General features: G+C 40.9%; 27 protein-coding genes and 1 pseudogene. 11 read left to right on the forward strand and 17 right to left on the reverse strand.

Annotated elements, in window-relative coordinates; genetic code table 11:
* The first annotated feature begins 982 nt into the window (after positions 1–982).
* A complete protein-coding gene (locus RMZ41_RS02080) occupies positions 983–1,327 on the forward strand; it encodes a DUF1815 family protein (RefSeq protein WP_118162512.1) in 345 nt (114 codons plus the stop codon).
* 57 nt (positions 1,328–1,384) lie between these two features.
* On the opposite strand, the gene RMZ41_RS02085 is transcribed toward RMZ41_RS02080, so the two are convergent.
* Complete coding sequence (locus RMZ41_RS02085) at positions 1,385–1,516, reverse strand: hypothetical protein (RefSeq protein ID WP_322645081.1); 132 nt, start codon at positions 1,514–1,516, stop codon at positions 1,385–1,387.
* A gap of 242 nt (positions 1,517–1,758) precedes the next feature.
* On the reverse strand, positions 1,759–3,828 hold the full coding sequence (locus RMZ41_RS02090; RefSeq protein ID WP_322645080.1) for a CHAT domain-containing protein: 2,070 nt from the start codon (positions 3,826–3,828) through the stop codon (positions 1,759–1,761).
* A gap of 116 nt (positions 3,829–3,944) precedes the next feature.
* Between RMZ41_RS02090 and RMZ41_RS02095 the strand changes: the two genes are divergently transcribed.
* Positions 3,945–4,445 (forward strand): thioesterase family protein, encoded by a 501-nt coding sequence (locus tag RMZ41_RS02095; RefSeq protein ID WP_322645079.1) that lies wholly within the window; start codon positions 3,945–3,947, stop codon positions 4,443–4,445.
* A 106-nt stretch (positions 4,446–4,551) separates the two neighbouring features.
* On the opposite strand, the gene RMZ41_RS02100 is transcribed toward RMZ41_RS02095, so the two are convergent.
* Both RMZ41_RS02100 and dxr read right to left on the reverse strand, forming a co-directional pair.
* On the reverse strand, positions 4,552–4,749 hold the full coding sequence (locus RMZ41_RS02100) for a hypothetical protein (protein ID WP_322645078.1): 198 nt from the start codon (positions 4,747–4,749) through the stop codon (positions 4,552–4,554).
* Between the two features lie 460 nt (positions 4,750–5,209).
* On the reverse strand, positions 5,210–6,406 hold the full coding sequence (gene dxr, locus RMZ41_RS02105; RefSeq protein WP_322734409.1) for a 1-deoxy-D-xylulose-5-phosphate reductoisomerase: 1,197 nt from the start codon (positions 6,404–6,406) through the stop codon (positions 5,210–5,212).
* 453 nt (positions 6,407–6,859) lie between these two features.
* Here dxr and RMZ41_RS02110 point away from each other — a divergent pair, with 453 nt between their 5' ends.
* From RMZ41_RS02110 to RMZ41_RS02120, 3 genes are all read left to right on the forward strand, one after another.
* Complete coding sequence (locus tag RMZ41_RS02110; protein WP_322734408.1) at positions 6,860–7,102, forward strand: hypothetical protein; 243 nt, start codon at positions 6,860–6,862, stop codon at positions 7,100–7,102.
* Positions 7,103–7,547: 445 nt separating this feature from the next.
* Complete coding sequence (locus RMZ41_RS02115; protein ID WP_322645075.1) at positions 7,548–8,855, forward strand: mannosyltransferase family protein; 1,308 nt, start codon at positions 7,548–7,550, stop codon at positions 8,853–8,855.
* Between the two features lie 44 nt (positions 8,856–8,899).
* Complete coding sequence (locus RMZ41_RS02120) at positions 8,900–10,831, forward strand: DMT family transporter (RefSeq protein ID WP_322645074.1); 1,932 nt, start codon at positions 8,900–8,902, stop codon at positions 10,829–10,831.
* 56 nt (positions 10,832–10,887) lie between these two features.
* On the opposite strand, the gene RMZ41_RS02125 is transcribed toward RMZ41_RS02120, so the two are convergent.
* The 7 genes and pseudogenes from RMZ41_RS02125 to rimI all read right to left on the reverse strand — a co-directional run bounded on the left by RMZ41_RS02125 (position 10,888) and on the right by rimI (position 17,587).
* Positions 10,888–12,426 carry a glycosyltransferase family 39 protein gene (locus RMZ41_RS02125; protein ID WP_322645124.1) on the reverse strand — a complete coding sequence of 513 codons (1,539 nt, stop codon included), beginning with the start codon at positions 12,424–12,426 and terminating at the stop codon, positions 10,888–10,890.
* An 82-nt stretch (positions 12,427–12,508) separates the two neighbouring features.
* A pseudogene (locus tag RMZ41_RS02130) lies at positions 12,509–12,601 on the reverse strand (Uma2 family endonuclease); the annotation flags it as partial.
* A 193-nt stretch (positions 12,602–12,794) separates the two neighbouring features.
* Entirely contained in the window at positions 12,795–13,013 is a 219-nt protein-coding gene (locus tag RMZ41_RS02135) for a hypothetical protein (protein WP_322645073.1), read from the reverse strand.
* A gap of 55 nt (positions 13,014–13,068) precedes the next feature.
* On the reverse strand, positions 13,069–13,341 hold the full coding sequence (locus RMZ41_RS02140; protein ID WP_322645072.1) for a hypothetical protein: 273 nt from the start codon (positions 13,339–13,341) through the stop codon (positions 13,069–13,071).
* 283 nt (positions 13,342–13,624) lie between these two features.
* Positions 13,625–13,897 (reverse strand): hypothetical protein, encoded by a 273-nt coding sequence (locus tag RMZ41_RS02145; protein ID WP_306557837.1) that lies wholly within the window; start codon positions 13,895–13,897, stop codon positions 13,625–13,627.
* Between the two features lie 84 nt (positions 13,898–13,981).
* Positions 13,982–16,450 carry an ATP-dependent Clp protease ATP-binding subunit gene (locus RMZ41_RS02150; protein ID WP_322645071.1) on the reverse strand — a complete coding sequence of 823 codons (2,469 nt, stop codon included), beginning with the start codon at positions 16,448–16,450 and terminating at the stop codon, positions 13,982–13,984.
* A gap of 585 nt (positions 16,451–17,035) precedes the next feature.
* Positions 17,036–17,587: a ribosomal protein S18-alanine N-acetyltransferase gene (gene rimI, locus RMZ41_RS02155; RefSeq protein ID WP_322645070.1), complete on the reverse strand. Its 552-nt coding sequence runs from the start codon at positions 17,585–17,587 to the stop codon at positions 17,036–17,038.
* 92 nt (positions 17,588–17,679) lie between these two features.
* Here rimI and lysA point away from each other — a divergent pair, with 92 nt between their 5' ends.
* The 3 genes from lysA to RMZ41_RS02170 all read left to right on the forward strand — a co-directional run bounded on the left by lysA (position 17,680) and on the right by RMZ41_RS02170 (position 21,015).
* Positions 17,680–19,125, forward strand: a complete 1,446-nt coding sequence (lysA, locus tag RMZ41_RS02160) for a diaminopimelate decarboxylase (protein WP_322645069.1) — start codon at positions 17,680–17,682, stop codon at positions 19,123–19,125.
* A gap of 220 nt (positions 19,126–19,345) precedes the next feature.
* Positions 19,346–20,269 (forward strand): diadenylate cyclase CdaA, encoded by a 924-nt coding sequence (gene cdaA / locus RMZ41_RS02165; protein ID WP_322645068.1) that lies wholly within the window; start codon positions 19,346–19,348, stop codon positions 20,267–20,269.
* Positions 20,266–21,015 carry an isoprenyl transferase gene (locus RMZ41_RS02170; protein WP_322645067.1) on the forward strand — a complete coding sequence of 250 codons (750 nt, stop codon included), beginning with the start codon at positions 20,266–20,268 and terminating at the stop codon, positions 21,013–21,015. Before cdaA ends, RMZ41_RS02170 begins: the two co-directional genes overlap by 4 nt.
* A gap of 190 nt (positions 21,016–21,205) precedes the next feature.
* Here the strand turns inward: RMZ41_RS02170 and RMZ41_RS02175 are convergent, their stop codons facing one another.
* The 5 genes from RMZ41_RS02175 to RMZ41_RS02195 all read right to left on the reverse strand — a co-directional run bounded on the left by RMZ41_RS02175 (position 21,206) and on the right by RMZ41_RS02195 (position 24,624).
* Positions 21,206–21,625, reverse strand: coding sequence for a hypothetical protein (locus RMZ41_RS02175; protein WP_322645066.1), 420 nt, complete (start codon positions 21,623–21,625; stop codon positions 21,206–21,208).
* A 15-nt stretch (positions 21,626–21,640) separates the two neighbouring features.
* A complete protein-coding gene (locus tag RMZ41_RS02180; RefSeq protein WP_094342731.1) occupies positions 21,641–21,934 on the reverse strand; it encodes a hypothetical protein in 294 nt (97 codons plus the stop codon).
* A 39-nt stretch (positions 21,935–21,973) separates the two neighbouring features.
* Positions 21,974–23,668 carry a DUF4157 domain-containing protein gene (locus RMZ41_RS02185; RefSeq protein WP_322645065.1) on the reverse strand — a complete coding sequence of 565 codons (1,695 nt, stop codon included), beginning with the start codon at positions 23,666–23,668 and terminating at the stop codon, positions 21,974–21,976.
* 120 nt (positions 23,669–23,788) lie between these two features.
* On the reverse strand, positions 23,789–24,061 hold the full coding sequence (locus tag RMZ41_RS02190; protein WP_012412225.1) for a DUF3143 domain-containing protein: 273 nt from the start codon (positions 24,059–24,061) through the stop codon (positions 23,789–23,791).
* Between the two features lie 38 nt (positions 24,062–24,099).
* Positions 24,100–24,624, reverse strand: coding sequence for a J domain-containing protein (locus RMZ41_RS02195; RefSeq protein WP_322645064.1), 525 nt, complete (start codon positions 24,622–24,624; stop codon positions 24,100–24,102).
* Between the two features lie 34 nt (positions 24,625–24,658).
* Here RMZ41_RS02195 and RMZ41_RS02200 point away from each other — a divergent pair, with 34 nt between their 5' ends.
* Genes RMZ41_RS02200 through RMZ41_RS02210 form a run of 3 tightly spaced genes read left to right on the forward strand, consistent with a single transcriptional unit; the run spans position 24,659 to position 25,545 of the window.
* The gene (locus RMZ41_RS02200; RefSeq protein WP_322645063.1) at positions 24,659–24,865 is read left to right on the forward strand and encodes a hypothetical protein; all 207 of its coding nucleotides are present in this window, start codon (positions 24,659–24,661) and stop codon (positions 24,863–24,865) included.
* 21 nt (positions 24,866–24,886) lie between these two features.
* Positions 24,887–25,246 carry a type II toxin-antitoxin system Phd/YefM family antitoxin gene (locus RMZ41_RS02205; RefSeq protein ID WP_322645062.1) on the forward strand — a complete coding sequence of 120 codons (360 nt, stop codon included), beginning with the start codon at positions 24,887–24,889 and terminating at the stop codon, positions 25,244–25,246.
* Positions 25,243–25,545 (forward strand): type II toxin-antitoxin system RelE/ParE family toxin, encoded by a 303-nt coding sequence (locus RMZ41_RS02210; protein WP_322645061.1) that lies wholly within the window; start codon positions 25,243–25,245, stop codon positions 25,543–25,545. The genes RMZ41_RS02205 and RMZ41_RS02210 overlap by 4 nt, the downstream gene beginning before the upstream one ends.
* Positions 25,546–25,600: 55 nt before the next feature.
* On the opposite strand, the gene RMZ41_RS02215 is transcribed toward RMZ41_RS02210, so the two are convergent.
* On the reverse strand, positions 25,601–26,596 hold the full coding sequence (locus tag RMZ41_RS02215; protein ID WP_322645060.1) for a DnaJ C-terminal domain-containing protein: 996 nt from the start codon (positions 26,594–26,596) through the stop codon (positions 25,601–25,603).
* Between the last annotated feature and the right edge of the window lie 132 nt (positions 26,597–26,728).

A 26,728-nucleotide genomic window follows, 5' to 3' on the forward strand; every position in this document is an offset into this window, starting at 1 on the left:
TAGAACGGTTTTAAAGCATTTTTTACCACATAGGTGCAGAGAAGCCAGAGTGAAGAGCTTAAAGAGAAATATTGAGCAAAATTTTTATCCACCTTGAAAGGGCTAATTTATAAGACTTACACACTGAAAACCTGAAACCTCGTTTGCGTAGCGTGCGCGATCGATAAAAAATAATTACTCAGTTTTGATAAATAATCAAAATATAATATACATAGATTTTATTTGGCAAAAACAAACTAAGATAAGAATCTTTCCAAATTTCTATGCTTTGGTTCGTATTACTTTTTGAGGGTAATCCCAAAATAGTTGAAAATATTGTCTAGATGGCAACATCACTCTACTGAGTTTAGGTACTGTCAGTGTTAAGTTGCTTTATTCTAGATTTAACACTCAGACTTGTCTATCCCTTACGTGGACTTTGTATAAAGTACTATAGTTAATCTGCTTTTAGTACTGGATATCAAATTTGCACTGTCGTCTGCTCAACTTTATATCTACGGGAGGAACAAATTTGGTATACATAATGGTTTGTCTGTACGAAAATCTACGTTAGAAAGAGAACAGATCAAACTTTTAAGAAAAAGACACTATAAGGATGTAAAACTACGTTATAGCCTTAAATAAGACTCAATTTAGCTGCGCTTCGTCAGTAAAAGCGAAATATGAAGCTTTTCTGGACTTGACTAGCGCTAGATTTAGGTTACTCTTAAAGCGGAATGCTCCATGTAAGAATCTACCCTGACAGAAGTGTATAAAGATATAGTTAAATTTAGCAATTCTGTCCGAGATTTTTAATTTGCAAACTGAATAGTTTGATACGGCGCTCAAAATCTCGATCCACTACCCTAAACAAGGTAGTCAATTAACGACTCAATATTATCTGTCTGGTAATTGTATTGAATAGTTTACAATACCAGTGGATGAGAAAATCTAAAGAAAATATAAAAGAAACTCAAATGACTGTGGTGTCTGGAGGACAAAAGTGTTTCTGAGACTAGCACATCAACATCGGCAATTCGTCCAAGACTTGGTAATGAACCTGCAAGCCTTGGCGGTTGTATTAGAGCGGCGCGGGTATCCTGCGTCTTGTTACACCTGCGGCGACCAAATGAATAGTGCATCGTTTATGGTTAGCTTGGGTGATAACCACCTAATTCGGTTTCTGGTGTCCGATTATGGGATTACTTGGACGGAAATGCGGGATGACCGCGAATTAATGAAGCTAGAAGGTGCGGAGGCAATTAGCCAACTCGACGAACTAGCCGATCTTGTCAAGCAATCTATGCAAACCGATACAGGCTCTAAAACTCTTGCCAAGAAGTATTAAGGTTCCAAAGTTCGATCGCAAATTAGAAATCGATTATCGGTAATTGGTAATTGTGGCTTAGTTAGCGATCGCTCTTACCTGTTCTCCATTATCATCAAGTGATTGGCTCGTAGCCCATCGCCTATTTTTCCTATCTGTTAAAAGCTCATGAGCCGGATTTTGAGCCTTTAGCTGAAAGTTAAAACGCATTGCCAATCAAAATCAACATAATCAGTAATTACTAGTTCATAATTCGTAATCAAAAAGATAGATTAAAAACACTTGTAACTATCAAGCAAACAACCTAATTATGCTTGGAGTCTAAATCTACTTACATAAAGAAATTATGAATTATCAATTATGAATTATGAATCTTTAATGAATTTTTTCAGTAGCAATCACCTATAAGCTTGAAAAAGCCATCCCTTGACATGGTGGAAAACCATTAACGCTTAAAGCCCATTGCCAATCAAAATAAAGGATGCCCAGTAGTACGGGTGACTAAAATCACTAACTGCCGCCACGGGTACATTGTGACTTCTTGCCTTCCAATCTCCAGTAATTAATGAGACTTGAGCTTGTCGTAAGGCTTCAGCTTTAGTCAACTTATCAGTGGAAATTATACCATAAAAAGCACTCATAAGTGCTTGTGTACCACCATCATCTACAGACCACAGCGAGGCGATCGCGGCTCTTGCGCCAGTTTGTTGCATCTGATAGCCAAAGCCCAAAATTTCCTCACCGTTACCTAACTTGCCTCCCAAGCCGGTTTCACAGGCGCTTAACACTACCAAATCTACATGGGGGAGTGACCAAGTGGCGACATTTCTCAAGTTAATGCGATCGCCATTTCCAAATAAAATAAACGAATCTTCTGGTTTACCGACCACAAAGGCTGCATGAGTCGCTAAATGGACAATTGTATAATCATCCATTTGGGGTACAGCGACTTGAGGGCTAAAAGCTTCGTCTAAAAGCTTCGTAGTTTCAGGAATCGTAGCAGCTAAATTTTCCACTTCTTGCGTTGCAAAGGGCAAACCAGCAAAAGTAACTTGTCGATTCCCAACTTTAATTTGATAATTACCCTTAGTAAAAGCACCAGCTAAAACCCGCAAAGTAGACTCTTGTGGGGTATTTAAGTTAGTTAGACTGGCAGATGTAATGTGATTGACACCCAAACGCTGCACTAGCCATTGTTTGCCATCATATAAAGCAGTTAAAGGGATATAGCGTAACTGCTCATCTGGAGCGTAAATCAGAGTTTGTATACCTGATTGCTTCAGGTCTTTTTCTATAGGTTTAATTAGCCAGTCATACAATTGGCGTGCAGGTGCTTTGATATTCCGGCTGGGATTGATTAAAGCTTGGCGGAAAGTAGCAATTGTTTGATGGAGGTTTTCGCGTTTGACAGCAACAGTGCGATGAATTGGTGGGGATTCGGGAGCGACTAATACCAATTCCAAGCTATCTTTTAAAATCAGTGGGTAGAGGATTGCAGATTTTTGAGGCAATCTCGCCAAATTATCCCGAAGTTCGTTGAGATTCTCCAAATCCAAATTTTGCCGCCTAGCTGTCCGGCTAATTTGTTCTATCTGTGCTTTCACTGAAGGACTATTGATAAATTCGTTAAATTTATCCAAAAGTTGCTGTTGATTTAAGACTAATTGCTCAATGCGTTGTTTCTGTTCGAGCGATCGCTCTTTGGGAGAAATTTTTCGTAGTGTTGTTAGTTCTTTACCCAGTACAACCGCATTATCAAGAGTTTGATCCAACTTTTGTTTAATTGGTTTTTCTGTTGCCGCTATATTAATACCTTTGACAGTACGTTGATTACCTGGCACAGCCTGGAGATATTCTTCTAGTTCTTCAACTTTGAGTAAATCCATCGTCCTTTGTGCCTCAGCAACACGCTCTTGTTTGAGCAATCGTTCGCCTAAAATCCGATATGTCTGGCTAACAGTTATGCTGTAAGCATCTGGTTGCGATGCGCTAAGTGCTGATGGATTCAAGCGAGCTTTTTCACGATTAATTAAGCAATGTTTGTAGAAAAAAATTGCTAACTCTGGTTGATTTTGGATATCAAATAAGTAACCTATATTACTGTAAGTTTTGCCAAGTCGAACGAGATCCTTAAGTTCTCTATTAATTAATAGGGCTTGCTGATAGGATTGAAGTGCTTCAGGATACTTTCTTTGACTTTGGTAGATTCTGCCGATGTTATTGAATGTTACCGCTTCCCAAGAGCGCTCTCCAAGTTCTCTAGTAATGGCTAGTGCTTGTTGTAATCTCTGCAACGCTTCTTCCGATTGACCTTGCCGAGATTCTTTGATAGCTTCTTCATTGAGCCTTTCAATTTCTAAAAGCTGATTATTCTGAGGTAAAGCTTGAGCTTTTTCTCCAGAGTTGTATCTCAACCTTGTATTTGTGCTTACCTGGTTATTGTCTGGGTATGCCATCCCAAAACCAAGTAAACTAAGTATAGTTAAAGTAATAAGACTAACATACCGGAGATTAGGCTGCATAACAAAACACTCCCTATACTCGGAAGTGTAAATATTAAATCAATAAGTTATGGAACGCAATTAATTTTTATGCTATTCCATATTTGGAAAATTTATAGGTGTTTAAAAAAGTGAAAATGTCAGAAGAAAAACCCAGCCAGCCAGAATTACCACCCACTACCGCCCTTGATAATCCATCAAGTTATGAATTTGGGAATTGGTTTGAATATCCTCTAAGAGTGCAACCCCACCACACTGATTATTCTGGTGTTGTTTGGCACGGTTCTTATCTAGCTTGGATGGAAGAAGCGCGGATTGAATGCTTGCGATCTATAGGGATTGAATTTGCTGATTTAGTTGCGATAGGTTGTGATTTACCAGTTGTAGAACTGTCGTTGCGTTATCATCGTTCAATTCAATTGGGTATGGCAGTGGTAGTCAAAACGCGCATGGCTGAGGTAACAGGTGTCCGAATTAATTGGGATTATGCCATTGTTTCCACAGATGGACAACAATTGTACGTTACTGCCAAGGTGACTTTAGTCGCTTTAGATCGCGAAAGAGGCAAGATTATGCGTCAGCTGCCAATGAGTGTTAAGGATGCATTAGCCAAAATTGCAGCATTAAATAATACTTGACCAACAAAGGTTATAAATAGTTAGTAGTTGCTCAAGTAGGAGCAATTCATGAATTGCCCCTACTTATCTGATTAATTTTGTCTTGAATGCAATTAATTGTACTTTTTTACTTGCCGCTTTGGAGATTTGATAAACTTTGAGTAAACTCCATTATGTGATGCAAAATATCTTGCGGAGTAATGCCAAAACTAATATTTAATAAAATCAGAATTGCGGCAATAGTTAATGCACTCTTCAGAGTGGCTTTCAACAACTTCCACAATATTACGAAGACAATCCAAGCTACAATCAACGTAGCGATCATAATATATAAATTCCTTAAAATAGCCCTTATGAAAAAAGATGTTTATTCAGGAAGGGTGAATTTTATCTAAAGTAAAAATTACTAGTGCTAAAGCTATTAGACTTAACTTTGAATAGGTACTAAAGCCAAAATTTTTTGTCTAACTGTACCAATGTTATATTATCTGAAAATGAGACAATAATTCAAATAAGAGGCAAATTATTTGGCAATTTGGCAGAATTTATGAAATATTTCTCTAAGAAGATTGTATCAATAATTACAAACTATAATAGTTGTATTTTTAAAAGAAATGTTTCTAGTTAATCAGAGCTATCTAAGATTGAGATGAGAGTCTAACAACTCATGGCAAAGGATGGATAAAAATAAATTTAATTTTTAGCCTCAAGGCTAATGCTGAAAGCTAACAAATAATTTGTCAAAAGGCAGATTTTCTGCCTTTTGGGTATTTGAGTGAAGGTTTTTATCGCAGAGAAATTATCCGCGAGTGAGTTTCTAATTTTTCAGTCGCTGTTAAAACTTCTTGCCTTGCCCATTTATCTGCTGCCAAAATGTCATCTAAAGAGGGATTTGCACGGTTATCATTTTGATGGCGATCGCACACCCATTCGATACACCGAGGAATATCTAAAAAGCGAATTTTTTCATCTAAAAATAAAGCCACAGCTTGCTCATTGGCGGCATTTAAAACAGCTGGCATCGAACCACCCGCTTTACCCACAGCATAAGCCAACTGCATACAAGGATACTTTTGGTGATCTGGTTCGCGGAAGGTTAAGTTTCCAGCCTTGACTAAATCTAGTCGTTCCCAGTTGGTGTAGATGCGATCGGGCCAAGATAGAGCATACAGTAAAGGTAAGCGCATATCCGGCCAACCGAGTTGGGCTAAAACGGAAGTATCTTGCAGTTCAATCAGCGAGTGAATAATGCTCTGGGGATGAATCACAATTTCGATATCGTCATAATCCAACCCAAACAGGAAGTGAGCCTCAATTACTTCCAATCCTTTATTCATCAAAGTAGCAGAGTCTACCGTGATTTTCCGCCCCATCGACCAATTAGGATGCTTGAGAGCATCTGCAACGGTTACATCTGCCAACTTTTCTACATCCCAGTCCCGGAAAGCCCCACCAGATGCAGTTAGCAAGATTTTCCGTAAGCCAGATTTTGGCACACCTTGGAGACATTGAAATATTGCGGAATGTTCAGAATCGGCAGGTAGTAATTTTACGCCATGTTTTTCGACTAGGGGTAGAACCACAGGGGCCCCAGCAATCAGGGTTTCTTTGTTCGCTAAGGCAATATCTTTACCAGCTTCAATGGCTGCGATCGTCGGTAGCAAACCAGCACAACCAACGATCCCAGTAACAACAGTTTGAGCATCACCGTAGCGAGCAACTTCTATCACTCCAGCCTCGCCTGCCAGTAGAATCGGTTGGGGATCGAGGTCAATGATAGCTTCTTTGAGCGCTGGTAATTTATCTTCTGAGTAAATTGCCGCTATTTTCGGTCGAAACTGCCGAATTTGAGCAGCTAACATCTCTACATTGCTCCCAGCTGCCAATCCCACAATCCGAAACTGATCTGGGTACTGAGTGACAATATCTAAAGTCTGAGTACCGATAGAACCAGTGGAACCAACAAGAGTAATCGCTTTCACAATTGCTTAAGGATTTACAGACAACTCTCACTATAAATTGCTGGGGACTCTTTCATAACAACAATCACTATAATCGATACACTGACGCGGACGAGTAGAGAGGAGGAAAAGTAAAATTTACCTATGCCTGCTTCTTTTCGTCTCTGGGCTAGCCCCAGCCTTAATCGGTTAATTTCAGGATTTTATAATAGATAAATCTAAAATATTAGATGAATATTTGCCATGATAAATAAACAACAAAATATGATAAATCTCTTGCATAAAATGTACGAAAATTACCCATATTGTAGTCCAGTAGATTACTTTAATCAGTCTATCAATGAGTTGCAAGAATATGAAATTGCAGAAAATTTAGCTTGATAAGCTAAATTCTATTTTCAATATGTTATTAGCTTTCTTTTATCAACTCCGTTACTATGGATAAATAAGTCAGTGAAAGACTGGATTATAATTATGTCCGCATTGAATCCAAGACCAAAAAAATTTAAAATTGATGATGCAAGTTATGTATATATTCATTTTTTATGCAAATACTTGAGAGTTAATGCTATAGAACTATTTTTACAACAAGAAAATTTCAGCAATCAAGATAAGAAAAAGCTACTTCCCTGCTCCAATAAAGTAGCAGTCTCTTTATTTATGGATGAGTTAGATATTGAATTTCTAGATGGTAATGATTATGTACATCTGGCTTAGATAGAAGTTACAAGATTAAATCTTATTTCTAGTGGAAGAATTCATGAACTTAAATATATCGAAGATGAGCTTAGGGAATACATACAAAAATAGCTAAAAGTCCTTTCCATAGTTGATGAGGAATAAAATCAACCTTTTAGTATTAAATTATACAAAGATTAGTTTTGTATTGAGTAAATATAAACGACTTCACCGACTTTTAAAATAAACTCTAAAGCTGCTAAATTTTCATAAATCTAGACAAAAATAGTATATTTTAAAGATAAATTCTGAGAGAATTGTCAAAAGGAACCAAATAGTAAATAATTTCAATTAATTGCTAATTTATCCAGTTTGTTAATTATGTTGGTGGAGGATTTAATATGCAAAACATTACTCATAAATTGCTGTGTTACAGCCATAAGTAAAAGAATGCATAAAGGAGTTTGTTGAAGCATTTAAGCTTATGGTCAGAGTTCAAATAGTTATAAAAAAAGTTTTATGGAAAAGTGATTTCCTGTTTCCAGCAGCCTTATGGCTTGCCAGTCGAATATTCATCTGGATAGCTATGTTGCTGGTTGCGCCAAAACTACCGTTACCAGCAGAAGAATTTTTGCCTCATTTTGGCTGGGGGGTTTTTGATGCTTGGGATAGTATGCACTATCGAGCGATCGCAACTTCGGGATATGAATTTGTCAATGACGGCAAACAACATAATCTTGCTTTTTTTCCCCTGTTTCCTTTAAGTATCTGGGTTTTGATGAAGTTGGGCTTGCCCTTTGAATTAGCAGGGACGTTAGTCAACAACTTGGCATTTTTCGCAGCCCTTTACTGTTTGTACTTTTGGGTGAAGGATCGTTATGGCATCAATGCAGCGCAGTGGGCGGCGGCTGTAGTTTCTTTATATCCATCATCCATGTTTACGGGGGTGATTTACACAGAGGGGCTGTATTTGTTTTTGAGTACATCGGCTTTACGGGCCTTTGACCAAAAACAGTACATCTGGACTGCTTTTTGGGGGGCGATGGCGACAGCAACACGTCCTACAGGGATGGCATTAATTCCAGCATTTGCGATCGCAGCATGGAAAGAACGCCGACCGCCCATTGCCTATATTACTGGTTTTGTTACCGCCATTGGCATAGTTCTATTCAGTTTGTATTGTGCGATTTATTTTGGCAACCCTTTAGCTTTTATTGAAGCACAACGAGGATGGCGACCAAATCTGGGGTTTGATTGGCAGGGTTGGTTAAATATGCTCATGCAAATTGCAGTTGGCACAAAAAATTGGCAATATGGTTGGATTAAAAAACCATCTGGCGGCATTGAAGACCCCTGGTATCCCTTGTTAGTTGCCGTGATTGTTACCAGTGGCTATCTTTTATGGCGTTTCCGTCAACATTTGAGTTCTTGGAAATTATTTTATGGCTTTTATGCTTTAGTCTTATCTCTGTTGTTCCTAGCAAGCGAAGAGTGGATGAATAGCTTGCTCAATTTGTTCATGGTCTTGGGTGGTGGCTATATGTTGTGGCGCTTACGCACGCAACTGACCGCAGTTACAGTTATTTATGGCTTTTGCGGTATTGGTTTGTTGCTAGCTTCAGGAGGTACTATCTCCTTGAGCCGTCTCGCTTATGGTATTGTGCCCTTGAATATAGCCATTGGCGTGCTGCTATCTCGCCATCCTCGTCAAGGATATTTAATTTTGGGCGTTTTTGTGACACTACTAGCCAAAATAGCTGTAGGATTTGCCCAAGAGCATTGGGTTGGTTAGAGGTTTGATTCTTTATTGGTGAGAAGTTGAATTTAAATTTCCTGATGAATGTATCCAATCAAAGGAAGATAGCCCTAGCTGCATTATTTCTCGGTGTAGGTGCCATATCTTTTGGCTCTATTTTCGTGAAATTGAGCGAAACTCAACTTAGCCCCAATGCCACTGTATTTAACCGTTTGTGGCTTGCTAGTGTGTTCTTCTTGCTTTGGCATGGATACAAGGCGATACGTCAGCGACTTTCCTTAGACAAACCTGAAGAACAGCAATCGTACACCAGCCAGGATCTCTGGCTATTGGGAAGTGCCGGGATCTTTTGGGCTGGCACTTTAGTCTTGTTGGCTTGGTCGCTGACTGAAACTAGTGTTGCAATTTCTAGTGTTTTACATAATCTTGCCCCCATATTTACTAGCTTAGGGGTGTGGCTGTTATATCGTAAAAGTTTTGAGAGCCAATTCTTGATTGGGATGGTCATCGCCCTTGGGGGAGCGATCGCTATAGAATTTGAAGAGTTGCAAATCGCCGCAGATGAAGTTCAAGGGGGTTTTGCTGCGATCGTTTCTGCGATTTTCTTGAGTGGATATCTGCTAATCGTAGAAAAATTACGAACTAAATTTACTCCGGTCACAATCCAGTTGTGGATCAGTGCGATCGCTGCTTTAGTCATCTTCCCCATACTTTTATTAACTCACGATCGGCTTTTCCCCTCTACAGCCAGTGGGTGGCTTTGGGTCATTTCCCTAGCGCTGATCTGCCAAGTTTTAGGTCATGGGCTTTTGACCTATAGCCTTGCTAAATTTTCCTCTGTGGTCGTTTCCTTGGTGCATCTTTTAGAGCCAGTATTTAGCGGCATTTTCGCTCTGATAATATTTTCGGAAAAATTAACTTTCTCGAATTGGGTAGGTTTCGCTGTAGTTTTAATGGGTTTATACTTAGCCGTATCTAGCCAAGGTGTTGTTAATTTCCCGTTCCAGGAATCAGTTACAACTATAGTTAACACTTTCATTAAAAGTATGACGAGCAAACTGTCATTAATAAAGCAGCAATTCACTGACACACCAGCTTTATTAGGAACTGCATCATTATTATTTGCCTTAATCCCTATATCTTTAGCACCATCTTTAACCAAATTATGCCAACAAGAAATTGGCGCAAATGCTGTGGTATTTCATCGTAGTTGGATCGCCACAATCGTCTTTGCATTATGGAATGGAATTGAAGCTTTCCGCAGCCAACAGTCTGATAATGAACCTACAGAAGATAAACCTTTTACGAGTCAAGAAGTGTGGTTATTGTTAGCAATGGGAACCTCTGCTGGAACCTATCTTCTTTTGTGGGCTTGGTCGCTGAGTCAAACTAGTGTTGCCAATGTTGCTTTACTATCTAATTTGAACTCCTTATTTGTTGCTTTAGCTGGATATGTGTTATTCGGTCGGCGCTTCGATAACAGATTCGTGATTGGACTGGTTATAGCCTTGGGGGGAGCGATCGCTTATGAACTCAATAAGGTACAATTTGCAACCGATCAAATATTGGGTGATGCATTAGCATTGCTAACTGCTATTTTCATGGCTACCTGTATGCTGCTCATAGAACGACTCCGAACCCGATTTAGCACTGCAACTATCATGCTGTGGCGCTGTGGAGTGACAACAATGTTTCTACTACCCGTCCTCCCATTTTTGGAAGATCGGCTGTTACCCTACTCTTGGATGGGTTGGTTTTTCATCATTTTCCAAGCCCTCTTCTGCCAAGTATTGGGTCAAGGACTTTTAGCTTATAGCCTCAGTAGAATCTCTGCAAGCGTTGTTGCCGTTACACTTCTCTTAGAACCAGTTCTAGCTTCGATTTTTGCTTGGTTCATTTTTTCAGAACAGGTAGGTTTGTTTGATTGGGCAACTTTCGCCGTAGTTTTAGTAGGTATTTATTTAGCTCAATCTAGTCAATCTACTGTTCAAATCACAAACGAAGGCTCCTAGTAGAGAAATTTTATTTATTTTTGACTTTTACTTTATAAGATTTCCCAATGTTTAACTTATGGTGAAATCAGTGTAAATCCTTTAGCTGTTCCTATGATTTTGCTACCAGTTAAATTTATTTGCTGTAAAGTCCCATTGTCTAAGAGCAAATAAGATTTATTAGATAACATTTGTTGTAAAACTGGCAAAGTTGCAGCAGTTACCTTGCAATCGCTATAAAAATTTAAGCTAGGACGATCGTAAGCAAAAGAAGTATAAATTTGGGTTCCTGGTGAAACATTTGCCCGAATTAATTCCGCTACTGGTTTAACTGGAAAAGCCTCCTTTAATTCCCAAATCCATGATTGCGAACTCATCAATAGTGCTAAAACTAAGTACATCCCAGAAACTAAAACTGGAATAAAGTTGCGATTGCGCTGTTTAACTAGCCATGCTGCAATGCCCATACTTATTGTCAAAACAATACTCATGACTATCAAAATAGGCTCTTTTTTGATAAAAAAGTAAACACAACCTCCTAAACCAGCAATAGCAATGATAGCCAGAAATATTGTCCAACTTCGCACCCTAAAATGACCGTACTGCCAAACTTCGCTAAATTTAGCACCAATTGCCAAAGCTAAAAATGGATATACGGGCATAACATACCACGGAAGCTTAGTTCTCATTAGAGAGATAGTCACCAAGTAAACAATTGTGCCAATAATTACTAGACGACCCCAGGTTGTTTGACGTTTTTTCCAAGCTAGATAAAAACCTCCAGGTAAAAATAATAGCCAGGGAAAACTATACTTAATTAACTCAATTAAATAGTACCAGGGAGGCCCGCTATGACCTTCAACAGCTTGTGTAAGACGAGCAAAAGTTTGTGCTTGAAAATTAACTTGGAAGAAATTTTCGCCATAATGTTGCCATTGAGCAGCAAACCAAGCGATCGCAGGTATATTTCCTAAAAACAGTCCTACTAATAGATAGGGGCTGGTTAACAAAGCAAACTGCCGATCTGCAATGAGAAATAAACAAGCGATCGCTCCTAGTGGCAAAACCATCATTCCTTTAGTGAGAGCGATTAACCCCAGACAAAATCCCACACCTAAAGCATAACGGCGATTCTGACGTGCTTTTAGCAAACAAAACAACAACAGCAAGAAGAAGGTAATAGTTGCACCATCTAGCATTGCTAGCCGTCCGTGACGCACTACAGGCAACATCGTCAGGTAAACTAAAGCGGCAAACACAGCTGGTAAACTTTGATTAAAAAGCAAACATCCCACCAAATAAAGCAAAGGCACTCCCAAGGCAGTTAACACTGCACTTGGTAGGCGTGTTGTCCACTCATTCACACCTCCGATAGAGTAAGTCCAAGCAATTAGCAAGTGCATCAGTGGTGGCTTATTATGATAGGGTTCACCTCCCAAGGTGGGGTAAAGCCAATGCATTGAACCAAGTGGGGCACGCCAAATTTCACGGGCAACCTGCGCCACAGTACCTTCATCCCAATCTCGTAAAGGGGAGTTTCCTAAACATATCAGCCATAAAACTAGAGATATTACCAGTAAGCTAAATAACCATTCTTTTTCTCGGAATAGACGCATATCTAAAATCGGGATAATCATCTCAAAGACTGTAAGGCGGTATTTTACCCCAGATTTAGCAATGGAAGTTTGGTTACTTTTGTTTGAGTAGTTCAACCTTGCGATCGCTCAAAATGCCAGCGTCAATCATACGGTGATATTCGTCAATCGTCCACTTAGCAACTATCACAGTCATGACGATTGATTCCTCCCAATGATTCTTTATATTTTCCCATTTTAAATGACGGCAATGTATTGACCTCGATCAACAAAATATTTTGCCAGCATATTCTCTAAATCGTCGTAAAATCGTGCTTCTAAATCTACATTCCTTTGAATTCGCTTTTTAAAAGCACGTTTAAATGAAGAACTGAAACTTACTTCTAACATCACTCTTCTATCAGTTGTCTCAGTTCATCGATATTCGAGGAAAACTTTAGTTCACTATTTTGCTGTTCTACTTGCGCTACCTGAAAATTTTGATAAATCTCTTCACGCCTTTCTTCCCGTAGATATTGCTGCAATAACAGTTGAATTTCTAACTTTTCTTCGTTTGAAAGACTTTTAATCGCTTCAACTACATCACTGAAGGTCATAAATTGAAACATCTTTTAGTACTTATCAGATCAATCTAACATGGTAACGATAAAGCTATGCCAGAAATCACCGATAATCGCGCTCCAGAAAACCAGAGAAGGAAACAGCAACTTTGTAACCAATGCGAATACCAAAAAATCGAGCAAATGGGTTTTTATTACGTAAATATCGTGCTGATTCTAAGCTTGTTTTATCAATTGCGTATTCACCTGTTTCTATATCGATAATCACCATTTTATCGATGTTTTCTTCTCGTTCCACTTGTTGACGAATGCTATTTTCATATAATTCTTTCGCACGTCGTCCAACTTCTTCGCGGCTTAAAAGTATGCTTTGCACAGCTTTGCTCCTTTGTTGCTACTGTGTGTACTAATTCTACTTGATTATTTATTGTGGCTTCAAACTGAATTTTCTACTGTTATCTTTGGGTTAAGCAAGAAGACAAATAGCGATCGCCTGATTTTCTTTCTCTGACAAATGAATCAATTTCAAACTATGGCGATCTTAGATGACTAAAATACACCTAACACAGCTTGGAGTCAGGAGTCAGAATATAAAGTTCTCCTGAATTCTGGTTTCGGACTCCCCAATAATCGGGCGTATTGCACCCAAGTGAAAACCGCTATAATTCCGCAGCTGACACCCTACCTTGAACCGATTCAAACTCATCCTCTAGTAAATATAACTTCGCTTCATCATAGTTATTAGTAGAAAATACAACTTTATAGCCCTGTGCCGGATCATAAATCTGACAGTTATCTTCAATGTCGCAAAGCAATAAAAGAGCGTATGGAGGGGAATGACTTGGATCTATCCATACTTCCATAAATTCCCAGTTATTCTTCATTGGATCTGGTGGGGGAATAACGCGGTATTCGTCGTCTGCATTAGACATATTCAAACAAAAAAACGGTAGAGCAATTAATACTCTACCGTTTTTTAATTTGGGATTTAATCTAAAAATCCCAAACTCTAAATCTTACTCAACACCTTGGGGTAACAATTCCCGACGCTGTTGAGAACTAACTTGGACAACGCCATTTTCATCCACATCAACAAGGGCTGTATCGCCATCTTTGATACGACCAGACAGAATTTCTTCTGCTAGGCTATCTTCTAACAGGCGCATAATTGCCCGACGTAATGGCCTTGCGCCGTAGCTGGGACTGTAACCTTCTTGGATCAACCGATCCTTGAAGCGATCGCTGACTTCTAAGGTGATACCCTTTTCAGTTAGACGACCAAATACTTCCTTAAGCATAATTTCGGCGATTTGGGTCACTTCCGGCTTGTTTAACTGACGGAAGACGATGATTTCATCGAGTCGGTTGAGGAACTCTGGACGGAAGTATTGCTTGAGTTCTTCGTTCACCAAGGAGCGAATCCGGTTGTAAGTTGACTCGCTAGCATCTTCGGAGAATTCAAAGCCGATACCGCTACCGCCTTTTTCAATTACCTTAGAACCAATATTGGAAGTTAAAATCAGCAAGGTGTTCTTGAAGTCCACCGTGCGACCTTTGGCATCAGTTAACCGACCGTCTTCCAAAATTTGCAGCAACATGTTGAAAACATCGGGGTGGGCTTTTTCGATTTCGTCGAACAACACCACGGTGTAAGGTCGCCGCCGCACGGCTTCAGTTAGCTGACCACCTTCGTTATAACCAACATAACCTGGAGGGGAACCAATCAGTTTACTGACGGTGTGACGCTCCATGTATTCGGACATATCTAAGCGGATCATCGCTTCTTCGGAACCGAAGAAGTAAGCAGCTAAGGATTTCGCCAACTCGGTTTTACCTACGCCAGTAGGCCCAGAGAAGACAAAGCTAGCTATGGGTCGGTTGGGATTCTTCAAACCAACACGAGCGCGGCGAATTGCTCGTGAAACTGCCTTCACAGCTTCATCTTGACCAATTAAACGCTGGTGCAAGGTGTCTTCCATGTGCAGCAGCTTTTCAGATTCAGATTCGGTGAGTTTGTTCACCGGTACTCCAGTCCAAGAAGCGACAATGTGGGCAATGTCTTCTTCTGTAACTACAGGTTCTTCACCTTCTGTACCTGTTGCATTGGTCTTGCTTTGAGCGATCGCCCGGATTTCGGCTTTGATTTCCATTTCCCGATCGCGCAATCCCCCAGCTTTATCAAAGTCTTGGGAGCGTACCGCGTCATCTTTTTCTTTTAATATCTGACGCAGTTCTTTGTCTAACTCTTTGGCTGCGGGTGGCAGTTGGGAGTTAATCAAGCGCACCCTAGAACCAGCTTCATCAACTAAGTCGATGGCTTTATCTGGGAGGTAGCGATCGCTAATGTAACGGTCTGATAATTTCGCCGCCGCCACTAATGCTTCGTCGGAGATTTTCAGTTTATGGTGTTGCTCATAGCGTTCGCGCAGACCATATAAAATTTCAATTGTTTCATCAACTGTAGGTTCGCCAACCATCACTGGCTGGAAACGCCGCTCTAGTGCTGCATCTCGCTCGATGTGCTTCCGGTATTCATCTAAGGTTGTAGCTCCGATGCATTGCAATTCACCTCTGGCCAAAGCTGGCTTGAGGATATTCGCTGCGTCAATCGCACCTTCTGCCGCACCCGCACCAATTAAGGTGTGTACCTCATCAATCACGAGAATGACATTACCCGCCGAGCGGATTTCATCCATGATTTTTTTCAAGCGTTCTTCAAATTCACCCCGGTATTTGGTTCCTGCTACGAGCAAACCAATATCCAGCGTGACGACGCGTTTATCTTCCAGGATGTCAGGGATATCTTTAGTGGCAATGCGTGAAGCTAAACCTTCAGCGATCGCAGTCTTACCAACCCCTGGTTCCCCAATCAGCACTGGGTTATTTTTGGTTCGGCGACCCAATATCTGAATAACGCGCTCAATTTCCTTGGCGCGTCCCACCACTGGATCGAGCTTATTGTCTATCGCCATTTGGGTCAGGTTTGAACCAAATTCATCCAGAGTCGGGGTTTTTGTCCGCCCGGATGAACCGCCTGGTGAAACTTCGGCAGTTTCTCCCAACATGCGGATAACTTGGGTTCTTACCTTAGATAGATCCACACCGAGGTTTTCTAGCACCCTGGCTGCTACACCTTCCCCTTCGCGGATTAGGCCCAACAGCAGATGCTCGGTGCCAATGTAGTTATGCCCCAGTTGGCGTGCTTCTTCTAGGGAGAGTTCTAGAACTCGCTTTGCCCGTGGCGTAAACGGAATTTCCACGGCAACAAAGCCTGATCCCCGTCCTATAATTTTTTCAACTTCAATGCGGGCATCTTTGAGATTGACACCCATTGATTTCAGCACTTTAGCAGCCACACCAGTGCCTTCGCCAATCAGACCCAGGAGGATCTGCTCGGTTCCGACAAAGTTGTGACCTAAACGGCGGGCCTCTTCTTGGGCCAGCATGATTACCTTAATGGCTTTTTCTGTGAAGCGCTCAAACATGGCTTTATCCCATCATCTGCGGTCGTGCCGGTATGCTGATTTTAGCACAGGCAAAGCTTTTGGATGCCTGTATAACAGATTATAGACATCCTGAAGCTATGACTTTAGTTGATGGGCTAATTGTTAACTATTGACTACTGCTATGCGGCTAGTGTACTGAGGAGCTTTAGTTCACGAGCGTTTTTGGGATTTATTACGAATAGCTGACTGCTTAGATTAAGGGTTTCTTGGCTCAATCCCAAACATTTATATTTAGCATATATATTTTTTAATATCAAGCAAAAATAATTAATATATAGTTTACTTATAAAAAGTTTTTTTTATATAAAATATTTAAATATAAATAGTTGCAGCAAAGCTACATTTTTTTGCTGAAGGCGATCGCAAGCCCCAATAATTCAAAATTAATTGTGCCTAACTTAGTAAGGCACAAATAAACTTAACTATATAACAAAATATCAAAATTTTAAAACCCTTCCGATTGCTACCCTTCTCTACGAGAGGCTGCGCCAACGGGAACGCTCCGCGAACACTTTTCTTAGCTGCCTTTGAATCATATAGTTATAAATTTTCTCGCCTACGTACTTACTTAAAAAGCAAGTGCCAAGAGGATTTGTCCAGGCGATCACTAATCATAGAATACCACTGGTCTAAAGTTGCTTTGAATTTGGAGTGTTGTAAATCTGCCAGCCAAAGGATTAGGGCATCTTCACCGTTATCTTGGTAGTAGCCCCGCCGCCGTCCGGCTGTTTTGAAGCCAAATTTTTGATATAAAGATATAGCCGCTAAGTTTGAAGCTCGGACTTCGAGGGTAGCTCGCTCCATTTTGCGATCGCAAGCTGTCTTAATGAGTGAATATAATAAAGCCGCACCCAAACCTTGACGTTGATATTGGGGATGAACCGCCACAATTGTAATGTGGGCTTCGTCTAAAATTGACCAGAAACAACCTATTCCTAGCAAACTGATGCTGGAGGACGGAGAAAATAAACCGAGTAAATCGCTGTTGGGGCTGTCCAATTCTCGTTTGTAGCCCTCTAGAGTCCAAAGTCCGCCGAAACAGGCTCGATCGAGTTCTAGAATTGCACTGAGATTATCTGGTGTCAGTAATTTAATTTCTAAGTCCAATGAGATCACATTTATTGAATAAGATTACAAACCCTTTGTACACTGGGAATCGGAAGACAAACTTAAAGCCCGTAATTTGAACAAGGACAGCTTTTATATTTATGGTATCGACTCACCCCACTGGGGTTCAACATTCTGGAAATCAATACTTACCTCAAAGGCGTGACATCAAGGGGAATTCCTCGCCTAATCAGGAACTTTTACCCTTAACTGCTAAAGTTCAGAATCATGACTCCCTGGAAATTGGTGGATGTGATGTCACAACCCTAGTTGAGCAGTTTGGTTCACCTTTATATATTTTAGATGAAGAAACCCTGCGTTCGGCTTGTCAGCAATACCGAGATGCTTTCAAGCAGTACTACAAGGGAGAATCTCAAGTATTGTACGCCTCAAAAGCTTGGAATTGTTTAGCCGTTTGTGCGATCGCAGCGTCTGAAGGGCTGGGAATTGATGTAGTCTCCGGGGGTGAACTTTACACCGCCCTAAAAGCTGGTGTTAGTCCCGAGAAAATTTACCTTCACGGAAATAATAAATCTCGTGAAGAATTAGTTTTAGCGATCGAGTCTGGTGTCACCATTGTGGCGGATAACTGGTATGAGTTGCGTACCCTTGTGGAAATAGCAGGGGAGCAGGGGAGCAGGGGAGTAAGGGGAAAAAATGTTACTTCATCCCCTCTTTCTATACGTATCATGCTACGGTTAACTCCCGGTATTGAGTGTCACACCCACGAATATATCCGCACGGGACACTTAGATAGCAAATTTGGCTTTGATCCCAACGATTTAGATGAGGTGTTTGCTTTTGTCAGTCAACAGCCTATCCTTAATTGTGTAGGGGTACACGCTCATATTGGTTCCCAAATTTTTGAGCGCCAACCGCATCAAGATTTGGCTGCTGTTATGGTACAGTGGCTACGGGATGCTAGGAAATATGGTTTAAATATTACAGAGTTAAATGTTGGTGGCGGTTTGGGGATTAAGTACACAGAATCAGACGATCCCCCTAGTATTAAAGAGTGGGTGAAGGCGATTTGTGAAGTTGTCCAAGAAACTTGTGCAGCCGAAAATTTACCTTTGCCGAAATTATTGAGTGAACCAGGGCGATCGCTAATTGCCACGGCTTGCGTCACTGCTTATACTATTGGTTCATCCAAAGTTATTCCAGAAATTCGTACCTACGTAGCGATCGATGGGGGAATGTCCGATAATCCCCGCCCGATTACTTACCAATCAGTATATCGGGCAGTAGTTGCCAACAAAATGTCCGCTCCTTTAACCCAAACAGTCACAATTGCTGGTAAACATTGTGAATCAGGAGATATTCTGATTAAAAATGCTCTCCTCCCAAAGACTGAACCAGGAGATATTCTCGTAGTTATGGGAACTGGTGCGTACAATTACAGTATGGCATCTAACTATAACCGCTTGCCCCGACCGGCAGCAGTTGTGGTAGCTAATGGCGAAGCAAATTTAATTTTGCAACGCGAAACTTATCAAGACTTAATTCGACAAGATAGCCTACCAGAAAGACTAAAAAATAGTCATTAGTCCTTGGTCATTGGTAATTAGCTAAGAGCTAAACCCCGTCTATTTTGAGACCTAGAGTTTTTGACAAGAGTATATTATTCTGTCGTGGCTTGAGTTTTGAGCTTTAGCCTCATTACAAAAAACTACGGTTTTCACAGTAGACGCGGTTTAATAACAAATGACAAATGACAAATGACAAATGACTAAATGTAATTAGAGGCAAAAGTGTAATCCAGATGTCATGAGAGATTGGTGGAAGCAATGGCTGATAAACCTGGGATGGTCACAGTCCTTGCTACTTGGGACTCTGGATATCGTGTTAGTGTTGGCGCTGACTTACATGATACTAGTTATTATTAGTGAGCGCCGAACACTGTGGATGGTGCGGGGATTCATTATCTTAATGCTAGCCTCAGCACTAAGTGGCAGATTAGGACTACCTCTTTTAAGTTTTGTACTGGAAAAGTTAGTTATTGGTTGTGCTGTAGCGATGGCAGTTGCTTTACAGTCAGAATTTCGGCGGTTTTTGGAGCAATTGGGGCGTGGCGAATTCCGCCAGTTGTTTCAACCAGATCGGCTGGCAATGCCCAAATCTGATAGTGTAATTGATGAAATTGTTGAGGCTGTTAAAGAATTGTCAAAAAACCGCATTGGAGCTTTACTAATTGTGGAAACCACAGGGCCAATTGATGAGCGAGATTTTTCTGTGCCAGGAGTAAAGCTAAATGCGGAAGTTTCTAAAGAACTAATCCAGACAATTTTTCAGCCAAAAACTTTGTTACACGATGGGGCAACATTGATTCGTGGCTCACGGATCATCTCATCGGGTATAATTTTACCACTTTCGGGACGCACAGCCTCGCGCCAGTTGGGAACACGCCACCGAGCGGCAATGGGAATTACTGAGCGGGTCGAAAATTGCATTTGTGTCGTTGTATCTGAAGAAACGGGTTCCATTTCTTTAGCGGAACGGGGAACCCTAAATAGACCGCTGACGATTAAGAAATTAAAGGAGTCATTAGAAGCTCTTTTGTCACCAACCGTCGATAGGGAAGCTGTTGCTCCTGGTCTGTTGAGTTTTGTTCGTCGGATAGGTGGGAAGACACTAGCATTGGTTTCACGCTTACTCAGATTACCATCGACCGCCTCTCGAGATAAAAAATGACAGCACAACAAACTAAACTGCAAGATTTGCCTACTGACTTAAAACGAGAACTATTGCCGCAGCACGTTGCGGTAATTATGGATGGCAATGGTCGATGGGCTAAACGTCAAGGTCTACCTCGAATTATGGGTCATAAGCGAGGAGTAGATGCTCTCAAGGATTTACTTCGCTGTTGTCAGGATTGGGGAATTCAAGCGCTGACAGCTTATGCTTTTTCAACGGAGAACTGGAAAAGACCGCAGGAAGAAGTGGATTTTTTGATGACTCTATTTCAAAGAGTCTTGCGCCAAGAACTGCGGGAAATGATCGAAGAGAATGTTCAAATTAAGTTTGTAGGAAATTTACAGGCTCTACCCCAATCGCTCCAGCAAGAAATATCCCGTTCAATGGAAGAAACCAAGGATAATCGAGGTATCCGGTTTTCAGTAGCAACTAATTATGGCGGCCGACAGGAGATTTTACAAGCTTGTCAGGCGATCGCAAAACAAGTTCAACAAGGTCTGCTACAACCCGATGAAATTAACGAGCAGGTGTTTGAAAGCCACTTGTACACAGCAGGAATTAGTGACCCAGATTTGTTAATCCGCACCAGTGGAGAAATGCGCCTCTCAAATTTCCTGCTCTGGCAAATGGCTTATGGAGAAATTTACATTACTAATGCTCTCTGGCCAGATTTTAATCGGGCTGAATTTCATCGCGCCTTGTGTGCCTACCAGCAACGGGAGCGGCGGTTTGGGAAAGTTTAAATCAAGTTAGGAGTTCAGAGTTAGGAGTGAGGAGTTAGGAATAAAAGGAAGAATTAAAAGTAATTCAGTCGGGTGGGCATTGGTTTCAATCATTATGATGCGATGTCTACGACGGGCTACGCCTACACACATTTTTAGAAATACCCACCCAAGAAGATCGGCGATCGCCCTTTTAAAATACAATCACGCATCAACGAGTACGATCAATTTTCCATGTAGAGTTATCTAAAACATAACTCTCACCGTCGATTCCATGACTAACTTCACCATTTGGACTGACTATAGTTTTTGGTGCAAGGCTCTTGCGACGAAGTATACCTGTTACAACGATCATCTTACCTACAAGGTCACTATCCCATTCTTGAATTCCATCCATATAAACAGGTGTCTCATCCTGCGTCAGTACAATGGCACCAAGAGAAGCATTTTCTGCCCTTCCGTGAATCGTAATAAGTTGGTTTATGCTTGCTTCAGAGAGAGTAGCATTCTTATTTGTTGCGTCTGTCTGATTGATTTCAGCTGCACTTGGATGTGCTAGCGGTAACTTTGTAGAATTACATCCAGCCAAAACAAGCATTAATGCTAATCCTGGTAAAAAATATAACAGCATTATTGCAAATACCCACTATGGAGCAATTGTCCAAGTTGGACTTTCTAGAATATAACTATCGCTATCAACTCCATGACTTACTTCACCTTTAGGGTTAATAGTAGCCTTTGGAGCGATACTTCGACGACGCAATATACCTGTTACGACTATTTCGCTTTCGGCGATGTTACTATCCCACTCTGGGATTCCATCTAAGTAAACAGGTGTGTAATCATCTGTCATGAGGACTGCACCCAGGGAAGCATTTTGTGCAATACCCTGAATCGTGGTTTTCTGATTGATTTTGTCTGCAAAATCTAGCTCTTCCATAGTTAAACCTACGCATCTTTCATAACGATTTTTTATGCTCTAAGGTGATTTTACTGCTTTCGCTGGATCGTAATTTTTAGCGATCGCAACACAATAAACGATTCTGTCAAAATCGATGTAACCTTTGGCAAACTTTTCTTTGGTACTTTGATAAACTTTCATCCCTGGTTGGCTATGATTGGCGTGCCAAAAGCTCTGGCTAGCTTCATCCCAGAATCCGTAATCAAAGTTGACAAAACCTGGCCTATCAAGGTATTTGTATTCGCTCATGTCTACCTCACCAGTTTTTTTATCAGGTCTAAAGGCATTCTTGTTTGGTTTCTTACGTTTCTTCTCATCCGAATCCTGATTTGACCAAAATAGTTTGGCAAAAAGCACAGCACGCTGATCCTTCAAAGAATCATAAAGTTCAGTCAGACCTAGATTGAGTGCCACATCTTTTTGCAATGCCAAACTTTCATTTTTTTTATCCATTTTGGCTTTTGCTTGATCGAAGGTAGCATAACAGTCATCAAGCGGTGGGTTGCCGCCACCACTGAGGTCTAAAGCAGTAATACCGATACACCCCCGTGCAAGAGTTTGTTTCTCAATATCTGTTAACTTGCGCCCCTGTTCAGCTTCCCACATTTCTATGTATTGTTCGACTGAATATTGGCGCTGTTTTCCATCTTTAGTTGTGCCTGATGCTGGTTTAATGTTCGGTTTATCTTTAAGTGGTTCACCCAAACGCTGTACTGTTAAAGTATTTGTATTTTTGAACTGCAAATCTTGCGTTTCTTGTTCTAGTGATTGAGGTAGCTGTACCTCTTGAGCTTCCTCGCAGACTGGACATTTTCGCTGTACAGACGATTTATTTAAATATTCACTAGTTTGAATATTGCCAGTCTGTTGCACTACATGGGTCAATTCATGGGCAGTCAACGCATCCTTACCGGGAGCCTTCCCCGCCCCAAAGTAAACATCCTGCTTGTGTGTAAAGGCTTGAGCATTCAACTCTCGGTTCATCTGCACTGCTTCGCCGCCTGTATGCACTCGCACCTGACTAAAATCGACACCAAAGCGGGGTTCCATAAACGATCGCACCTCATCCGGCAGCGCACTCCCCCCACCCTGACTACTACTCAGACGACTTTCGAGATTGCTCCCCGCTTGAAAACCTGCATCAGGGGAGGTTTTTGTTTGGATCTCCTCTTCTTCTTCGGGCATTATCTCGCGCTGAATCGAGTTACCCAGAGTTTTGGTTTGAATTTCTTCTTCCTCTTCCGGCATTACTTCACGCTGGACTAACGGCGCGATCGTTGCTGCTAAGGTTTTGGCTTGGATCTCCTTTTCTTCTTCGGGCATCGTCTCGCGCTGAATCGAGTTACCCAGAGTTTTGGTTTGAATTTCTTCTTCCTCTTCTGGCATTACTTCACGCTGCACAGATCCCTTGCCATCGGGCATACTCATCACTTGGTCAGCGACGCGATCTGCTTCCTGCTCATACATATCATTTGGCGCACCCACCGTCAGTTTTGCTTGGGGACGATGCAATGCGATGGAACTAATGTTGTGACCAGCAGACTGTGCTGTTTGCTGGTTGACTGATTTTGCTACTGTTTGGATAACATTATTCGTTGGTAAACCAAAGCCTCGCACTGGATTTGCCAGCGTCGGAGTTGTTGGTGAGACAAGGGACGGATTTGAAAAAGTTGATGTAGCTGCTTTATTGTGCCCAAACGTGCGATCGCTCATCTTACCCTTGCTCCATCGATGGCTAAAGCCCTGATTCTTCCTGCCAAGCAAATTTTACAATTTATCGAAATGCGATCGCCATCGACTTTTGTCTAAATTTGCAGTGAATTCACTACTTCCTTATGGCCCAGAAAACACCGCTTGTTCTACATCATCCCGACTGAGGGAATACTTGAAGGAGCGTTGGATATCTTGTCCATTTTCCCCAGATTGGACATATCGTACTACAATTTGCTCAACATCGAGCCATAGTTCAGCTTGCCAACTAGGACGTTGCACATGCCAGCAATGCCTTTGTGTTTCATCTTGTTTACAGCCTTGGTCTTTTAGCCACTGTTCAATTTGTGGCAGGGGATGATTATATAGGGGAGTATCAGAGGGAAGAAGAGGCATAGGAATTTTAGATTTTTGATTTTGGATTAGGAAATTTTTTAATTTTTAATTACCATAAGGGTAATTAGTTGCGATACATAGTTGATCGATTGTTGTACAGATGGAGTTGACTGTAGTACGTGAGTTGGAAAAGCAGCATCACCACGAGTTAAGCCAATGGCAACTGCTAATAACAAACAACCTACAAATGTTAACACCAGCATAAATAAAGCAAAAATTTCGCCAGATGATAAGGGGCGATCGCTAGCATCAAGGTAAGCTGATTTTGACCAATCATAAGAACGCGAGACGGGATGATTCAAGTCAGGGGGTGGTTGAATCACTCCAAATCGGGAATAGCCAATTTTTAAATCGTAGCTTAAACGTCGTTCTGGATGACTAAGGGTAGCGTAGGCTTCGTTGATTTGCTGAAATTTAGAAGTAGCGATCGCAGTAGGCAAATCTGTAGTATCAGGATGATAGCGTTTGCTCAGTTCTCGATAAGCGCGACGAATATCAATTACTGATGCCGAGGGATGCAGTCCTAGCAGGGAGTAATAAGTTGGTTCACTGCTTTGTGGCATTGCCCTGTTTTGATTCACGGCTGTTTGAGTCACTTTGCTCAAAGATGTTTTTTATATTTTAAATCCTTTGGGAATTGCAGAAGACACAACAGGTCTCAATACTACTCGGGTTTTGGATTTTGAACCTAGAATTGGGTTTGGGGAAAAGGTTAAAGGGGAAGGGTTAAAAGTTTTTTCTTCCCCTTTTCCCCAAAACCTGACAAGTATTGCAACAGGTTTAGCATCTGATAAGATATCTTAATAAAGCATTTAATTAGATGCGATGCAGATCAAAATTAATCTCGAAAATATTCAAACTCTTACCGACTTTAAGCGTAATGCCAAAGATTACTTAGAACGGATCAAGGTAACAAAGTCTCCGATTGTGCTAACGGTGAATGGGAAAGCTGAGGTTGTGGTGCATGAAGCGCAAGCGTTTCAACAAATGATAGATGAACTCCAGCGCCTTGAAGAAGAACTGCAAAAACTCAAGTTAGAAGCATTACGCAGTCAGATTGATATTGGTATTAAGCAACTCGATAGTGGACAGTATACTGAATATAACGACGAGTCACTTCCAGCTTTTTTTGCAAATATTAAAGCACTAGGACAGCAAAATTTGGCTAACAGCGATTCTGTATGAGTCGATTTCGTATTTCTACTCAAGCAGCGCAAGATATTGAGGATATATGGAAATATCTTGCTCCAAATAATTTAAAAGCTGCTGACAAACTTTTTGATATTTTGCGAGAAAGCTTTCCAAAACTGGCCAAATTCCCCAAAATAGGCAGGCTACGAGATGAAGTGGCTCCTTTTTTGCGAAGTTTCCCGGTAAAAAATTATTTAATTTTTTATCGTCCAATAGACGAAGACATAGAAATTGTACGTATCTTGCACGGTTCACAAGATATAGAAACGATTTTTCAAGATGACGAAGACTAATTAAAAATTAATCTTTTTTCTGGTCAATAGCCTCATTAAGATTGATATTTTATCCCTAACGTATTAAATCAGCACGGGGTTTAAAAGTTTCAATTTGCCGTAACTTTTCGTATAGTTCCTGTTCTTCTTGACTAATATTTTTCGGTGTAACTATTTGAATTTCTACTAATTGATCGCCACGTTTACCGTCATCGCTAGGGTAGCCTTTATTCCCTAACCGAAATTTTTGACCAGATCTAACTCCTGGGGGGATGGTCATTTTCACTGGGCCATCTAAAGTAGGAGCTTCTACCTGTCCTCCTAAAACTGCTTCGCTGGGAGTAACTGGTACTTGGCAAAGGATATTTAAGCCTTCTAGCTTAAATAATGGATGAGGCTCAACGGTAATTTTTAAGTATAGATCGCCACCACCAACACCTTGGTTTCGCAAACGAATGGTTTGACCTGTCACCATGCCCATTGGCATATTAACTTCTAGCGATCGCCCATCTTCTAAACGAATGCGTTCATTACCACCTTGATAAGCTTTTTCTAGTGGTAGCGTTAATCTGGCTTCTATATCTCGACGAGTAGCGCGAGGTGGAGTGCTAACTGTGTAAGCAACTTTTGTTCTGGGGGAACGAAATGGATCGCTAGTATTGCCATTACTAGATTTACTTGCCCCACCCTTATTTTTGACACCGATAACTTGATTAATAAAGCTTTCAAAGTCGGAGAATTGGCTTGGATCTAAGTCCTGATTGCCGTTGCGATCGCCTTGGCCACTCTGCCAAGTTTTAGCTTTTGGTGCTTGTTTGTTGCCTGCAAAGTCTTTTTGCTTCCAGTAGCGGCTAAACTGGTCGTATTGCGATCGCTTGGCTGAGTCGGAAAGGACTTCATAAGCCTCGCCAATATCCTTAAATTTTTCCTCAGATTCTTTGTTACCCGGATTGAGATCGGGGTGATATTGTCTTGCTAACCGCCGATAAACTTTTTTAATTTCCTCAGCAGAAGCGTCTTTAGATACTCCTAAAATCTCGTAATAATCGCGGAAATTCGACAAATTTTGCATAGTCAGTTATTTAAATTTTAGATTTTAGATTTTGGATTAATTAGGAGTAGAGACGCGAAAAATCTTTGTCTGTACGGAGTTGAAATATTTAATTTTTAACTTCCCACTCCTAACTCCTAACTTTTATTAAAA

The organism is Nostoc sp. DedVER02 (assembly GCF_034530675.2).
Lineage (GTDB): Bacteria > Cyanobacteriota > Cyanobacteriia > Cyanobacteriales > Nostocaceae > Nostoc.

Excerpts from the sequence above, each read along its gene's own strand:
- RMZ41_RS02085 (WP_322645081.1), bottom strand. The coding sequence starts at position 1,516 with ATGCGTTTTAACTTTCAGCTAAAGGCTCAAAATCCGGCTCATGAGCTT.
- RMZ41_RS02090 (WP_322645080.1), bottom strand. The coding sequence starts at position 3,828 with ATGCAGCCTAATCTCCGGTATGTTAGTCTTATTACTTTAACTATACTT.
- RMZ41_RS02095 (WP_322645079.1), top strand. The coding sequence starts at position 3,945 with ATGTCAGAAGAAAAACCCAGCCAGCCAGAATTACCACCCACTACCGCC.
- RMZ41_RS02100 (WP_322645078.1), bottom strand. The coding sequence starts at position 4,749 with ATGATCGCTACGTTGATTGTAGCTTGGATTGTCTTCGTAATATTGTGG.
- RMZ41_RS02110 (WP_322734408.1), top strand. The coding sequence starts at position 6,860 with ATGTCCGCATTGAATCCAAGACCAAAAAAATTTAAAATTGATGATGCA.
- RMZ41_RS02115 (WP_322645075.1), top strand. The coding sequence starts at position 7,548 with ATGGTCAGAGTTCAAATAGTTATAAAAAAAGTTTTATGGAAAAGTGAT.
- RMZ41_RS02120 (WP_322645074.1), top strand. The coding sequence starts at position 8,900 with ATGAATGTATCCAATCAAAGGAAGATAGCCCTAGCTGCATTATTTCTC.
- RMZ41_RS02125 (WP_322645124.1), bottom strand. The coding sequence starts at position 12,426 with ATGCGTCTATTCCGAGAAAAAGAATGGTTATTTAGCTTACTGGTAATA.
- RMZ41_RS02135 (WP_322645073.1), bottom strand. The coding sequence starts at position 13,013 with ATGTTTCAATTTATGACCTTCAGTGATGTAGTTGAAGCGATTAAAAGT.
- RMZ41_RS02145 (WP_306557837.1), bottom strand. The coding sequence starts at position 13,897 with ATGTCTAATGCAGACGACGAATACCGCGTTATTCCCCCACCAGATCCA.
- RMZ41_RS02150 (WP_322645071.1), bottom strand. The coding sequence starts at position 16,450 with ATGTTTGAGCGCTTCACAGAAAAAGCCATTAAGGTAATCATGCTGGCC.
- lysA (WP_322645069.1), top strand. The coding sequence starts at position 17,680 with ATGGTATCGACTCACCCCACTGGGGTTCAACATTCTGGAAATCAATAC.
- cdaA (WP_322645068.1), top strand. The coding sequence starts at position 19,346 with ATGAGAGATTGGTGGAAGCAATGGCTGATAAACCTGGGATGGTCACAG.
- RMZ41_RS02170 (WP_322645067.1), top strand. The coding sequence starts at position 20,266 with ATGACAGCACAACAAACTAAACTGCAAGATTTGCCTACTGACTTAAAA.
- RMZ41_RS02175 (WP_322645066.1), bottom strand. The coding sequence starts at position 21,625 with ATGCTGTTATATTTTTTACCAGGATTAGCATTAATGCTTGTTTTGGCT.
- RMZ41_RS02180 (WP_094342731.1), bottom strand. The coding sequence starts at position 21,934 with ATGGAAGAGCTAGATTTTGCAGACAAAATCAATCAGAAAACCACGATT.
- RMZ41_RS02185 (WP_322645065.1), bottom strand. The coding sequence starts at position 23,668 with ATGAGCGATCGCACGTTTGGGCACAATAAAGCAGCTACATCAACTTTT.
- RMZ41_RS02190 (WP_012412225.1), bottom strand. The coding sequence starts at position 24,061 with ATGCCTCTTCTTCCCTCTGATACTCCCCTATATAATCATCCCCTGCCA.
- RMZ41_RS02195 (WP_322645064.1), bottom strand. The coding sequence starts at position 24,624 with ATGCCACAAAGCAGTGAACCAACTTATTACTCCCTGCTAGGACTGCAT.
- RMZ41_RS02205 (WP_322645062.1), top strand. The coding sequence starts at position 24,887 with ATGCAGATCAAAATTAATCTCGAAAATATTCAAACTCTTACCGACTTT.
- RMZ41_RS02210 (WP_322645061.1), top strand. The coding sequence starts at position 25,243 with ATGAGTCGATTTCGTATTTCTACTCAAGCAGCGCAAGATATTGAGGAT.
- RMZ41_RS02215 (WP_322645060.1), bottom strand. The coding sequence starts at position 26,596 with ATGCAAAATTTGTCGAATTTCCGCGATTATTACGAGATTTTAGGAGTA.